Annotated in this window: 11 protein-coding genes; 6 read left to right on the top strand and 5 right to left on the bottom strand. The window is 44.5% G+C overall.

The annotated features are described in order from the left end of the window. Positions 1 to 41 precede the first annotated feature (41 nt). Positions 42 to 650, top strand: a complete 609-nt coding sequence (gene cobO / locus L4D74_RS11930) for a cob(I)yrinic acid a,c-diamide adenosyltransferase (protein WP_428752319.1) — start codon at positions 42 to 44, stop codon at positions 648 to 650. Between the two features lie 304 nt (positions 651 to 954). After that, positions 955 to 2166, top strand: coding sequence for a NupC/NupG family nucleoside CNT transporter (locus L4D74_RS11935; protein ID WP_428752320.1), 1212 nt, complete (start codon positions 955 to 957; stop codon positions 2164 to 2166). A 120-nt stretch (positions 2167 to 2286) separates the two neighbouring features. Here L4D74_RS11935 and L4D74_RS11940 read toward each other — a convergent pair whose 3' ends face one another. The 3 genes from L4D74_RS11940 to apbC form a co-directional block, all read right to left on the bottom strand. Beyond that, positions 2287 to 4404 carry an AsmA family protein gene (locus L4D74_RS11940; protein WP_428752321.1) on the bottom strand — a complete coding sequence of 706 codons (2118 nt, stop codon included), beginning with the start codon at positions 4402 to 4404 and terminating at the stop codon, positions 2287 to 2289. Positions 4405 to 4562: 158 nt separating this feature from the next. After that, the gene (gene udk / locus L4D74_RS11945; RefSeq protein WP_428752322.1) at positions 4563 to 5204 is read right to left on the bottom strand and encodes a uridine kinase; all 642 of its coding nucleotides are present in this window, start codon (positions 5202 to 5204) and stop codon (positions 4563 to 4565) included. A gap of 178 nt (positions 5205 to 5382) precedes the next feature. After that, the gene (apbC, locus tag L4D74_RS11950) at positions 5383 to 6459 is read right to left on the bottom strand and encodes an iron-sulfur cluster carrier protein ApbC (RefSeq protein WP_428752323.1); all 1077 of its coding nucleotides are present in this window, start codon (positions 6457 to 6459) and stop codon (positions 5383 to 5385) included. 165 nt (positions 6460 to 6624) lie between these two features. Between apbC and metG the strand changes: the two genes are divergently transcribed. Next, positions 6625 to 8700 carry a methionine--tRNA ligase gene (gene metG, locus L4D74_RS11955; protein ID WP_428752324.1) on the top strand — a complete coding sequence of 692 codons (2076 nt, stop codon included), beginning with the start codon at positions 6625 to 6627 and terminating at the stop codon, positions 8698 to 8700. A gap of 128 nt (positions 8701 to 8828) precedes the next feature. Here metG and fadR read toward each other — a convergent pair whose 3' ends face one another. Continuing rightward, a complete protein-coding gene (gene fadR / locus L4D74_RS11960) occupies positions 8829 to 9668 on the bottom strand; it encodes a fatty acid metabolism transcriptional regulator FadR (RefSeq protein WP_428752325.1) in 840 nt (279 codons plus the stop codon). Positions 9669 to 10345: 677 nt separating this feature from the next. Between fadR and nhaB the strand changes: the two genes are divergently transcribed. Further along, complete coding sequence (gene nhaB, locus L4D74_RS11965) at positions 10346 to 11938, top strand: Na(+)/H(+) antiporter NhaB (RefSeq protein WP_428752326.1); 1593 nt, start codon at positions 10346 to 10348, stop codon at positions 11936 to 11938. 78 nt (positions 11939 to 12016) lie between these two features. Beyond that, positions 12017 to 12556 (top strand): disulfide bond formation protein DsbB, encoded by a 540-nt coding sequence (dsbB, locus tag L4D74_RS11970; RefSeq protein ID WP_428752327.1) that lies wholly within the window; start codon positions 12017 to 12019, stop codon positions 12554 to 12556. 82 nt (positions 12557 to 12638) lie between these two features. On the opposite strand, the gene L4D74_RS11975 is transcribed toward dsbB, so the two are convergent. Then, positions 12639 to 13241, bottom strand: a complete 603-nt coding sequence (locus tag L4D74_RS11975; RefSeq protein ID WP_428752328.1) for an SEC-C metal-binding domain-containing protein — start codon at positions 13239 to 13241, stop codon at positions 12639 to 12641. Between the two features lie 121 nt (positions 13242 to 13362). Between L4D74_RS11975 and dusC the strand changes: the two genes are divergently transcribed. Further along, positions 13363 to 14316: a tRNA dihydrouridine(16) synthase DusC gene (gene dusC, locus L4D74_RS11980; RefSeq protein WP_428752329.1), complete on the top strand. Its 954-nt coding sequence runs from the start codon at positions 13363 to 13365 to the stop codon at positions 14314 to 14316. The last annotated feature ends 29 nt before the right edge of the window (positions 14317 to 14345 follow it).

The raw sequence follows: 14345 nt of genomic DNA on the forward strand, positions 1-14345 counted from the left end.
TGGAATAAACGTTAGCTGCCGCTTAATAAAGGGAATCAATCATGTCACTGTCAGATGAACAGAAACAGTTAAAACACAAAGCTCGTCAACAAAAAGTTAAAGAAAATGTTGATGAGAAAATTGCCAATGCCCAAGAAGAAAAAGGGCTACTACTTATCATTACTGGCAATGGTAAAGGCAAATCAACCTCAGGCTTTGGCACTGTAGCTCGAGCAGTAGGTCACGATAAAAAAGCTGCGGTGGCGCAGTTCATCAAAGGCACATGGGCAAACGGCGAGAGAAACCTTCTAGAAAAACTCGGTGTTGAGTTTCAAGTCATGGCGACAGGCTTTACCTGGGAAACACAAAATAAAGAAGCAGATACGATTGCTGCACAGTTGGTGTGGCAAGAGTGCAAACGTATGCTCAAAGACGACACTATTGATGTGGTGTTATTTGACGAACTGACTTACATGATCAGCTATGGTTACATTGACTTAGATGAAGTGGTTGAAGCGCTAACCGCTCGCCCTAAGATGCAATCAGTCATCATCACGGGCCGTGGCGCTCACCGCACTCTCATCGAACTTGCTGATACGGTTTCTGAAGTTAAGAATGTCAAACACGCTTTTGAATCCGGCGTTAAAGCACTAAAAGGCGTCGATTGGTGATTAATTAGCCAAACAGCCTTCCCCATCACAAAAATGAGATGCAAGTCTCATTTTTTTCTATATACTGCCCCACCGTTTGCTGCGCACTCGCGTCAGTTATACACCAATACAAGCCGTCACCAAGGAACTGTGAACGACCCCAAGGAATTGGACCAGCTGCAATTTTAAAAGCTTGTAAAGGTATAAAAATGGTCAAATATTTCTTTTCCTATCGTCAAGATTGGTTCCCGCAACCCTCGACGCTAACATCTTGGTCTTCTTCACCAATATTGTTTGCACTCACAGCTCGTGAGGTATACCCACTATGACCGCTATCCTTTTCGGGTTGTTTGGCATCGTTTCCCTTATCGCTATTGGCTTTATCTTCTCAGAGAACCGAAAAGCAATTAACTGGAATACCGTGCTACGCGCACTATTACTGCAAGTTCTGTTTGCCGCTTTTGTCTTGTACATCCCTTTTGGTCAACACATCCTTGGTGCGATGAGCAATGGCGTAGCAAAAGTCCTGAGTTTCTCTGACGTGGGTATCCAATTTTTATTTGGTGATCTCGCCACTGAAGGGTTTATCTTTGCCGTTCGCGTTCTGCCAATTATCATTGTGATCAGCGCCCTTATCTCCGCTCTGTATTACCTTGGTATTATGCAAATCGTGATTCGTGTTTTAGGGGGCCTTATCCAACGCTTCTTGGGTACCAGCAAAGCCGAATCTCTGGTCGCAACAGGTAACATCTTCCTATCTCAAGGTGAGTCACCGTTACTTATCCGTCCATTTCTTGCGACGATGACTCGCTCAGAACTATTCGCGGTGATGGCGGGTGGCATGGCGTCGGTTGCTGGCAGTGTATTAGGCGGTTATGCCGGACTAGGCGTGGAACTGCGATATCTGATTGCCGCCAGCTTTATGGCTGCACCTGGTTCTCTTATGATGGCGAAGCTCATTGTTCCTGAACAACACACCCCAGCGGACCATCAATCAATCGATTTAGACACTGGCGATCAAAGTAACGTCATTGATGCTCTAGCGTCAGGTGCAATGAATGGCGTTAAGGTCGCCGTTGCCGTGGGTACAATGCTGGTGGCATTTGTCAGCGTGGTCGCAATGGCGAATGCCGCTATTGAATCGATCGCAGAGCTATTTGGTGCCGACGGCATTACTTTGCAACTGCTGTTTGGGTACGTGTTTGCCCCCATTGCGTGGCTGATTGGCGTCGACCAAAGTGAGATGATGCTAGCTGGCTCATTCATTGGTCAAAAAGTTGTCATGAATGAGTTTGTCGCGTTCATCGACTTTATTAAGTACCAAGCAACACTGTCTGAACACAGCCAAATTATTATTACTTTTGCACTCTGCGGCTTCGCAAATATTGGCTCGATTGCCATTCAGTTAGGTTCTATTGGTGTCATGTCGCCAGAGCGTCGCTCTGATGTGGCAAGTTTAGGTTTTAAAGCAGTATTAGCCGGTACCCTTGCAAACTTAATGAGTGCCTGTTTAGCTGGGATATTCTTCTCGCTCTAAATGCTTAGCTAGTTAGCGAGTGGTTAATCTAGCACTTGTCAAAAGCAAAAAGCGGTGTCCAAGGACACCGCTTTTTAATAACCATTCAACGCTATACTGTGTATGGTAAGCCTTATCACTCTAGTTAAATAGCCCCTTCAAAAGACCATCAACAGCTTTCTTTGTCTTTTCATCTTTGATGCCAAGACGCTCTGTCGCGCGTTCCACTTCTTTTTGTGCTTTTTGCTTAAGCACATCATCAAAAACCAGCGCAAACTGCGGTTGTGTCCATGCGCCAGTCACTTTAATCGGGATAGTCACGTCACGCAGTTCAGTAATACTTTGTCCGCCCTGCCCTTCCAACGTTCCTACGACAGAAGTACGCACTAAAAAGTCGACCGTCTCATTAATGTAATTCGCCGAACCTTCGCCATGAATGCGTAACAGTGGTGACTCTGCCTTCATGTTGTTGGTCGATACCACGCCCTTATTCAACGTCAATGTAGCTGTCATTGCACTGAAGTCGGTTTTCTGCGGACCCTTCTTACCGTCTGGTGATTGCCCCTTAAATCGAGCGTAATTATCACGAATCATTTGAGCGACGTTGATGCCATTTACCGCGCCATCTTCAAAGTTGATCTTGATGGTCCCTTTCAGGTTCTTCTTAATGCCCGTCTGAGTTAAGCTTTTACCAGTAATATTGACATCAATATTACCGGTTCCTTCCAGCTTATCATTACCCGCTACGTCTTTAAGTAAAGGCTGAACTTTAACGCCTTTTATTTTCTTCACTGCGCTATAGCTTGCCGGTGACTTTCTCGCATCAAGCTTCGCTTTGGCAGTAATAGAACCCTGATATAGGTTTGAACTAAATGATGTTAATTCTGCCACACCACGGTTGACATAAAATTGCGTCTTAACTGCCTGCATGTGTGCATTGGCTGCTTTAAATTTATCGATGGTAATTGAACCTTTAACATCCAAACCTTTTAAGGCACTAAGATCCGGTTCAACTTCTACCGCGTTAGCAGGCTTTTCGCTACCACTGCCCGCTACGGTTTTGTCTTCCTGTTTAGCGGCTTCCTGTGACTGAGCCAGACCTAAAAATTCGTCTAGATCAATGTTTGGGCTATGCAGTGAAAAACGCACTTTAGGAATATCAGCAAGCTGAACCGTGGCTTTCCCATCTAACGCAATGTTATTCACCGTCAACTTTTGCAAGACAAAGTCGAGAAATTGCTTCTTCAAATCAAACGTTAAATTCGATGCCATACCAATTTTCATTGGTGACTGTGGCAAAGCTTCACCTTCTACCGCCGCATCCAGTGTTAACGCATTCAAGGTTAACATTGTCATCGCTTTATCGATTTCAAATGCGGTACTACCTGACGCGTTCAACGCCATGTCCGCCACGATACCTTGAAGCGCAAAACTAATGTTATTCACTTTATCAAATTCAAAAGTATCAAGTTTTAACTGAGCACTATCAATCTTGTTCACGCCATCATTGAAAGTGGCATCAAATTCGATATTTCTTAGCGCGTAACGACTAAAATCTTGGCTTAGCGTAAAGTCTGCCGTACCGTTGGCAGCAAACTGCTGAGCTGCGGCTTGCCCTTTTGCTTCCATTGCCCCTTTGACTGAAAATTGCGCTGTCGTCCATTGGTCTGCGGCGAACTCAGATACGGTTAGACCGACATCATAAAGCTTGGTTAAGGTTCCCGTTTTAGCGTCTGAGATTTCGAGTAACGCATTGGAAACCGTCACACCAGAAAGAGAAATCTTCCAGCCATCAGCCGATGTAGAAGTCGCGTCTTGTGGCGGTGTTGTCACGTCTTGAGTTGAGGTTTCTGGTGTCGCCTCTTTTGGCGCGGTAATCGCATCTAAATTGGAGCGACCGTCAGCAAGCGTCTCTAGATACACTTGCGCACCGTCTAGTGTTATCGAACCAATCTCTAATGTCTTATCGAGTATTGGCATCACGGCAATACTCACGCCCACTTGGGTTACGCTGAATAAATTTGGATTGTTAAAGCCTTGCGGGTTTTTTAGTTTCGTCTCGCCCAATTCAAAGCCAAGAGACGGGAAGAACTGCCAACTGATGTCACCGTTAATTTCCAATTCAAGCCCGGTTTGTGTTTGAACTTGTTCAGTGATCATTGGCTTAAACTGATTAGGATTAACAAACACAACCAGTGCAGTGATAGCGACGACTACCACTAAAATTGGAATGGCGAGAATAAGGAGTAGTTTTTTCATTGGCAACTTCCTTGCAAGGCTAAAAAACAAAAAGTGGCACATAAAGTGCCACTAATTTATTAAAAAATAAAGCAATTTAAACGTTACGAGTGCACCCATTCAGTATAGAACAAATTGCAACAGCGTAACGTAAGAATTCAAATGCCTGACTGTAAGAATTACGCTCTAAGCAACTTCGCAATATGTGCTTTAAGTACGTCGATCGCAATACGGTTTTTACCACCACGAGGAACAATAATATCGGCATACTGCTTTGACGGTTCAATAAACTGCATGAACATTGGACGAACTGTCTTCTGATATTGCTGCAGTACAGATTCCATAGTACGTCCACGTTCTTCAACATCACGGGTCACACGGCGCAACAAGCAAATATCTAACGGCGTATCCATAAAGACTGTCGCATGCATGAGCTTGCGGAGTCTTGGGTCCGTTAGCAGCAAGATACCTTCAAGAATGATCACTTTTTTCGGCGTTAACGCCGTCGTTGTGCTCGTACGAGTATGATCAGAATAGCTATACTCCGGTACTTCAACCGCTTCACCGCGAATCAACGCTTCGAGGTGGTCACACAATAAGTCGTGATCAAGCGCATTTGGGTGATCGTAGTTGGTTTTAACACGCTCATCCATACTCAGATGGCTTTGGTCGTTGTAGTAACAATCTTCCGTGATCACACCAATTTGGTGATCGCCCACTTTTTCGCGCAGTTCGTTATAGATAGTGCTCGCAATGAGACTTTTTCCAGAAGCAGAAGCGCCAGCGATACCGACGATGACACATTGATTATTATCAGACATTCTTTGCACCTAGTACATATATGGTGGTGAGGACAAAACCGGGTAATTATAGGGATTTCACCCCTTAGATACTAGACGGTCACGCAGTTATTTGGTGCTCAATATTACCTTTTGCCACCAATTTTTACTTTGCAATCGATTACTTTTTTCACCCCCACCACGAACTATCGATTTTGCCTTACTCTACCATGGTGAATTGAATGGATTCAGGCTTGGCTTTACCACTCCAATAAAGGTCGGCGCACACTCTTTCAGCTAACGTTTGATAAATGGCGGCATGCTCACCTTGAGGACTGGCCACTACCGTTGGCGCACCATTATCCACAGACTCACGAATATCAATATGCAGCGGCACCTGAGCTAATAGATTAATACCAAATTTGGACGCCATCCATTCTGCGCCACCAGAGCCAAAAATATGCTCTTTCGAACCGCACTGACTACAGATGTGATAACTCATATTTTCAATCACCCCCAGCACCGGCACCGACACTTTATCAAACATCGCCACCCCTTTAATCGCATCGGCTAATGCTAAGTCTTGCGGAGTGGTCACAATCAGTGCTGCCGTTACAGGGATTTGCTGTGATAACGTCAACTGGATATCACCGGTACCCGGTGGCATATCAAGGATCAAGTAATCCAACTCTGGCCATTCTGTCTCATTCAATAATTGCGCTAAGGCCTTCGATGCCATAGGACCACGCCAAATCGCCGCATCATCAGAACTGATTAAATAACCGATCGATTGAGTGTAAATACCGTGCGCTTCAACAGGCTGCATCCACTTACCATCGCGAACCTCAGGGTGGGCATCCATTTTACCGAGCATCAGTGGTACCGACGGCCCATATACATCGGCATCCAAAATCCCCACTTTTGCGCCTAACTTGCTAATGGCGAGCGCGAGGTTAACCGCCGTCGTTGATTTGCCCACTCCACCTTTTGCCGACGTCACCGCAATAATATTCTTCACTCCCTTTACTTCTGCCGCCACTGTCGTAACGAGGGGCTTAGTTGAGCTAGAAACAGAGAAATTAAACGCCGCGACTTGCTGGCTCTCTTGCTTGTTGTTGATCCATGCCTCTAATTCACTTAATAGTGTTTGGTTAGCAAAGGGCAGCGTAATAATAAATTCACCCGTTGCCAGAACCTTCACTACATCAGGAACTTCACTCCAGCCAACTTTTAGATTATCCGCAGTAAATTCACCTAGCCATTGACAAAATTCTTGTTTCGACTCAAACGTGCGCATTAGGGGGTTCCTTGTATTTGCTATTACTGTAAGACTAGCACTGAGTTGCCAGAACCAGAACCCCAAAAAAGTTAAGGGGATTGACTCGGGATACCTTGGAGTCCCGACGAGCATCATGTAGTATTAGCCAATATTTTACACTGAATAAGAAAGCGATAATTAAGTATGGCAACCGATCCGAGAAATCTTTCCGCAAGGAAACTGTTGGTAACCTGCGCGCTACCGTACGCTAATGGCTCAATCCACCTAGGTCACATGCTTGAACATATTCAAGCTGACATCTGGGTACGCTATCAGCGTCTACGTGGCAACGTAGTTAACTTCATTTGTGCTGATGACGCTCACGGCACACCAATCATGCTGAAAGCTCAGCAGATGGGGATCTCGCCAGAAGAAATGATCGCAGCGGTTAGCGAAGAGCACCAAAAAGATTTCGCAGGCTTTGATATTAGCTTTGATAACTATCACAGCACGCACAGTGATGAGAACCGCGAGCTTGCTTCTCATATCTATCTAGAGCTTAAGAAAAACGGCTTTATTTCTAGCCGTACAATTTCTCAGTTGTTCGATCCTGAAAAAGAAATGTTCCTGCCGGACCGTTTCGTTAAAGGTACATGCCCTAAGTGTAAGTCTGAAGACCAATACGGTGATAACTGTGACAACTGTGGTGAAACCTACAGCCCAACAGAGTTGATTAACCCGAAATCAGCAGTATCTGGTGCGACACCTGTAATGAAAGACTCTGAGCACTTCTTCTTTGACCTGCCGCAATTCGAAAGCATGTTGAAAGAATGGACACGTTCTGGCTCTCTACAAAACGAAACTGCTAACAAAATGCAGGAGTGGTTTGAGTCTGGCTTACAACAATGGGACATCTCTCGTGATGCGCCTTACTTTGGTTTTGAAATCCCAGGCGAAAAAGATAAATTCTTCTACGTGTGGCTTGATGCCCCTATCGGCTACATGGGTTCATTTAAAAACCTTTGTGACAAGCGCGACGACCTAGACTTCGATGAGTACTGGAAAAAAGACAGCACGACTGAGCTTTACCACTTCATCGGTAAAGATATTGTTTATTTCCACAGCCTATTCTGGCCTGCAATGCTTGAAGGTTCCGGCTTCCGTAAACCAAATAATGTGTTTGTTCACGGTTATGTCACCGTAAATGGCGCAAAGATGTCGAAATCAAAAGGTACCTTTGTTAAGGCGAGTACTTACCTTAACCATTTGGACCCTGAGTGCTTGCGTTACTACTACGCAGCGAAACTAAACAGTCGTATTGATGACTTAGATCTTAACCTTGAAGACTTCACCCAGCGCGTTAACGCTGACGTTGTTAACAAGATTGTTAACCTAGCATCTCGTAATGCTGGTTTCATCACTAAGCGTTTTGATGGCAAGCTATCTGACAATTTTGCCGAACCTGAGCTTTATAACGAATTTGTCGCAGCGGCTGAGCGTATCGGAGCATTCTATGAGTCTCGTGAATTTGGTCGCGCGATTCGTGAAATCACCGCTCTTGCTGACAAAGCTAACCAATATGTCGATGAGAAAGCCCCATGGGTAGTCGCTAAAGAAGAAGGTAAAGACCAAGAGCTGCAAGATATCTGCTCTGTTGGTATCAACCTTTTCCGAGTGCTTATCGCCTACTTGAAGCCAGTGATGCCAGAACTTGCTTCTAGAACTGAAGCGTTCTTAAATGAAGAGTTAACGTGGGAGAGCATTGAAACTCCGTTGACCGCTCATGACATTACTAAGTTCAAAGCCCTATTCAACCGCATTGACCCGAAAAAGGTTGAAGCCATGGTAGAAGCCTCGAAAGAAGATGCCGCGATTGAAATGGCTGCAAAGGAAAAAGCGGAAGCTGAAAAAGAACAAGCCAGTCAAACTGAACTTGATAAAGAGCCAATCGCTGAAGAGATTGAATTCGATGACTTTGCAAAAGTCGACATGCGAATTGCACGTATCATCTCTTGCGAAGAAGTGCCAAAAGCAAACAAGCTACTTAAATTCCAATTAGATATTGGCGGCGAAACTCGTCAGGTATTCTCTGGTATTAAATCGGCGTATAAACCAGAAGAGCTGGAAGGGAAGCTAACCGTGATGGTCGCTAACCTAAAACCGCGTAAAATGAAGTTTGGTATGTCAGAAGGCATGATTCTAGCGGCTGGCCCTGGTGGCAGCGACCTATGGATTCTAGAACCGCACGAAGGCGCACAGCCGGGTATGCGTGTCATGTAAACCTACGCAATTAAAAAGCCAGCCTTTTCGGCTGGCTTTTTTTATTCTGAAACTTTTCATTCCAAAAAAAACCACAATGCTGTGGTTTTTTTTACCTACATATCGCTATAGCGACATTTGACACAAAATTAACTGTCGTCTTCAGTAAAACTCGTCGGTAGTGTGGTTTTCATCTGATTCCATACTTGGCCACTTGCCAAACCATACTGACGAATCACCACCGGAAGCCTATCACGATCACCCGATTCACAAATTACCAGTAAGTCTTTGTAAAAGTTAAGCGCCAACATTCTCGCTTCTGGGTTTGAAAAGTAATAAGTTCCTACACGATCATAGAGCTTTTTCAAACCATTAAAGATAAGCCCGTAAATTTGGTTACCAGAATGGAAAGCTAAACGCTGGAACAACATGTAGTCGTAAAAGTTAAAAGTACGAGCAATCAATGCGATCTGACGCTTTTCTTCATCTTTCTCGGTTTCGTCTTTAACATGTTGACGAATTTTATCTTCATACGGTGACGTCTCGACGAATGCGTCCCAAGACTCGGCATTTAACAAGCTTTCACAAGACTCAATAATACCTTCGATGGTTCTTTCCGAGTTCTCTTTATTAGCTTTAAATGCATAACGCATAAATATTGGGCTAATATTTGTGCGCGCCGCCAATAAATCCTCTACGATAGAGGTCGCGTTATCGGCATCTAATGTCATTAACGTATCAAGAATATGTAGACCCGACGTCTCCATAAACTGGTTAACTTTGGTTGGTTTACCATGTTGAATCGTTAACCAACCATCACGAGCAAGACGTTGCAGCACTTCGCGCAACGTTGTCCTTGTCACCCCAATTAGTTCTGATAACTCACGCTCTGCCGGTAGAATTGAACCAGGGGGAAAGCGACCATTCCAGATACTTTCGATAATATATTTTTCAGCGAACCCTGCTGGGCTCTTCGCCTTAATCACCATTATGGGGTTTATCCAATTATTTAATTCATTTGACTATAGAACTCATCATACCACTACTTAAAGAAATTGGTAAACCTACACTACTTATATCTGTAACATTAAAAATATAGAGTTTTGACTCTATATTGACGTTTCTTCAGCGGTTCGCATTCATTGCTAGCAAATATCATTGAACAACCAGTGTTAATGATTCCATCACATACTCATACCCCGCAAGGTATGACAGAGCGCCCTATGATACAGCGCTGTGATTATTACGTTATATCCGAAGCAAATGCGGCTTTGCCCAAGAATAACTTTCTTTTTTAACCAATTCGTTTCAACTACTATCGTTGAGCCCTGTTTTTTACAATCGCTTGTATCTTGTAACGCCTACATGGGCACCATAGAACCATGTTTTACTTATCTTGCATGGATCGCGTTTTTGGAAAAAACTAGAATAATCAACCCCTGAAATTGTAATTTTTGTTGACTATATCCAATCAAAGAGTAGAGTTGCGGTCGAAGCAAGGAGCGCTTAAAAACTGAGAGACTTGGCAAGTGAACAAAGGCCTTCGCCCACGTGAAATGACGTTTGTTTTCTAAGTTTTTGTAGTTTAATTTTGTTTGGAACCTCCTCTCAAATACTCTAACGCCTTCTTGTAAATTTCGATTAATAACTACATAAGAGTATTACTATGCCGATGTCTATAGGAAAGGCTTTCATCAAGAACTTCCTTGGTAAAGCTCCGGATTGGTATAAATTAGCGATCATTGCTTTCCTAATTATCAACCCTATCGTTTTTTTCCTGATTGATCCGTTTGTAGCCGGTTGGCTACTTGTTGTTGAGTTCATCTTCACCCTTGCAATGGCGCTAAAATGCTACCCATTACAACCTGGTGGATTACTCGCAATTGAAGCCGTTGCAATGGGGATGACCAGTCCCGCCATGGTGAAACACGAAATCGTAAATAACATCGAAGTACTGCTACTCCTTGTATTTATGGTGGCAGGTATCTACTTCATGAAACAACTTTTGTTGTTCATGTTTACCAAGATCTTACTGGGCATCCAGTCTAAAACTATTCTTTCTTTGGCGTTTTGTTTTACCGCCGCTTTCCTGTCAGCCTTCCTTGATGCTCTGACAGTAATTGCCGTTGTTATCAGTGTCGCAATCGGGTTTTACTCAATTTATCACAAAGTGGCATCTGGAAAAGGGTCAGGCTCTTCTCATGACCATACGCATGATGATGAGCTTTCAGAACTCACCCGCGAAGACCTTGAAGATTATCGTGCTTTCTTACGCTCTCTGCTGATGCACGCAGGTGTAGGTACAGCGCTAGGCGGCGTAATGACAATGGTCGGCGAGCCACAAAACCTGATTATTGCCGATCAAGCTGGCTGGTTATTTGGTGAATTCATTATTCGCATGCTACCTGTAACCGCTCCGGTCTTTGTACTTGGTCTGGTAACTTGTGCTCTTGTTGAAAAATTCAAAGTATTTGGCTATGGCGCACAGCTTCCTGATAACGTTCGTCAAATCTTAGTCGATTTTGATCGTGAAGAACGTAAGACAAGAACAAAACAAGACGTAGCAAAACTATGGATCCAGGGTGCTATCGCCGTTTGGTTGATTGTCGCATTGGCCATGCACCTTGCTGCGGTAGGTCTTATCGGCCTATCTGTTATTATCCTTGCTACTGCGTTTACTGGCGTTATTGAAGAGCACTCCATGGGTAAAGCCTTTGAAGAAGCTCTACCTTTTACTGCATTGCTTGCCGTATTCTTCTCAATTGTTGCTGTTATTATCGACCAAGGTCTTTTCAAGCCAATCATCGATGCGGTACTCCACGTTGAAGACAAAGGCACACAATTGGCGCTGTTCTACGTCGCTAACGGTATACTATCGATGGTTTCCGACAACGTATTTGTAGGAACCGTTTACATCAACGAAGTAAAAGCCGCTCTAAACGACGGACTGATTACTCGTGATCAGTTCGACTTACTTGCCGTTGCTATTAACACTGGTACTAACCTGCCTTCTGTTGCAACGCCAAATGGTCAGGCTGCGTTCTTGTTCCTATTAACTTCAGCACTTGCTCCGCTTATCCGCTTGTCGTATGGCAAAATGGTCATCATGGCACTGCCTTACACTGTCGTTTTGGCATTAGTTGGTTTGTTTGGCATCGTGTATTTACTAGAACCTATGACGGCTTGGTTTTACGACGCAGGCTGGATTGTAGAGAATTCAAGTAAGGTTATTGAGGCCGCTGTCTCATCTGGGCATTAATTTTTAGTTGCTTGTGAAACTAATCCACGTTAAAAAGCTCTGAGTATTCAGAGCTTTTTTTATTTCAAGGACGACTCCGTGACGATTCTTTCCAACATCAAAGCATTTTCCAAGACACGCCTTTCGTGGGCCCTATTGTTTGCGTGCACATTAATTTTTGAACTATGCGCGTTATTCTTCCAGCATGTGTTAATGCTAGGCCCGTGTGTAATGTGCATTTATGAGCGTGTTGCCATGTTCGGCATCTTAGGTGCGGCGACTATCGGTCTGATTAACCCTAACAATGTGGTATTGCGCTGGACTGGCCTCGTTGCATGGGGAGCCGCTGCCGTTAAAGGGTTAACATTGTCACTAGAGCACGTGGATTATCAATTTAATCCTTCACCATTTAAAACTTGTGATCTATTTGTCACGTTCCCAGATTGGGCACCACTTAACCAATGGGTCCCATGGATGTTTGAAGCCTATGGCGATTGCTCAAAAGTTGTTTGGCAATTTTTAACGCTTTCAATGCCTCAGTGGCTGGTGATAATTTTTGCAGGAAACCTTGTCGCATTAGCCATTATTATCTTGGCTCAAGGTGCAAAACAGTCCCACTCGCGCGCTCGTGGTTTTTAGTAACCCCTAAGCATGTACTCCCAAATAAAAGCCCCCTGTCGCGGCATCACAACAGGGGGCTTTTCGATTCCTCAAATAGGCGTTAGTTACCACAACACTTTTTATATTTTTTGCCACTGCCACAAGGGCAAGGGTCATTACGGCCTGTGTCTTTAAATGGATTAACCGATTGAGATTGATGACCAATCATCATTTCATCAGCCGCCAACGCAATTTCATTAATCATGTGATCGAGCTGCGGAGCTAAGTCATTAAGCTGCGGTAACGTCTCGTAACCCGCTTGCGTCATTTCAGCATGCGTTTGAGTTTCGTCAATCGCCAACATTAGCGTGGTTAGAAACGCTTGTAGCATTCGGATCGTGCCATCACTTGGCGATTTTTCAAACCACAACGGCTCAACATGTTGCCACGCTGCCATGAAGCCTTCAGCAAAGTCAGCTAAACGCTCACGATTATCATCCAACTCCGGTAGCACATTGTATTGATTTGCTTTTAGATACGCGTACTGGGCGTTCAGATGCGCAACAACCCACTCTTCTTGTTGCTTATCATAGTCAGCAATAACCGTCGCTAACCACTCTGAAGGTGCTAATGGTGAAACGGTGAAGTTTGCGGCAAGAATAGCTCCTTCCAAGTAGTCTGCCGACTCGCCTTGCCATCCGTTAGGTAATTGAATGAGATTCATAATATGGGTTTCTGTATTTAGGTTTGCCGCAAGTATATTTCGCACCTAGCAATACATCAATGGTCGATTCTTGATCGCTTTCCAGATAGAATCCCCGCTCCAGAATAATGAGAGTAGCCCTATGCGTGTTGTTTTAGGTCCAATGGAAGGTGTGTTAGACCATTTAATGCGAGAAATTTTGACTGAGATTAACGACTACGATCTCTGCGTCACCGAATTTGTACGTGTGGTTGATCAGCGCTTACCAGACCATGTTTTCCACCGCATTTGCCCCGAGCTTACGCAAGGTTCGCAAACTAAATCAGGGACTCCGATTCACATCCAATTGCTTGGCCAACATGCACAATGGATGGCAGAAAACGCCGTCATTGCTGCGGAACTGGGCGCGAAAGGCGTTGACCTAAATTTTGGCTGTCCTGCAAAGCTGGTAAATAAGAGCAACGGCGGCGCCGCGATGCTTCAGCACCCTGAACAAATTTACCAAGTCATTAAATCCTGTCGTGATGCGGTTGACCCATCTGTGCCCGTTACAGCAAAGATCCGCTTAGGCTGGGAAAACCCCGATGATTGCTATGAAATCGTTGATGCCGTCGAACAAGCTGGCGCAGCTGAGCTTACCGTTCATGCTCGTACTAAAGCGGGCGGATATAAAGCCAGTGAAATTAAGTGGGATTACATTAATGAAATACGAAAACGTGTTTCGGTTCCATTGATTGCCAACGGCGAAATTTGGAACTACGAGGACGGCCAGCGCTGCATCGCCACCACTGGTGTTGACTCATTAATGGTGTGTCGCGGCGCGTTTAACGTACCGAACCTAGGTAATGTCGTCAAACATAACCAAGAGCCTATGCCGTGGTGTGAGGTGGTCGATTTACTGATCCAATACTCAACGTATGAGATGAAAGGCGACAAGGGGATGTACTACCCTAACCGAGTGAAACAGTGGTTTGCTTATTTACGCAACCAATACCCAGAGGCAATGGAACTGTTCCGTGAGATTCGGGTTCACAAAACCGCCGAACCAATAGTTGCTGACATCAAACGCTATCGCGACGCTCTTTTAGTCAATTAGCGACGTAATTAAAGTATTCGTCGCAATAG

The sequence above is a fragment of the Vibrio cionasavignyae genome (assembly GCF_050337155.1).
In the GTDB taxonomy this organism is placed as follows: Bacteria; Pseudomonadota; Gammaproteobacteria; order Enterobacterales; family Vibrionaceae; genus Vibrio; species Vibrio nomapromontoriensis.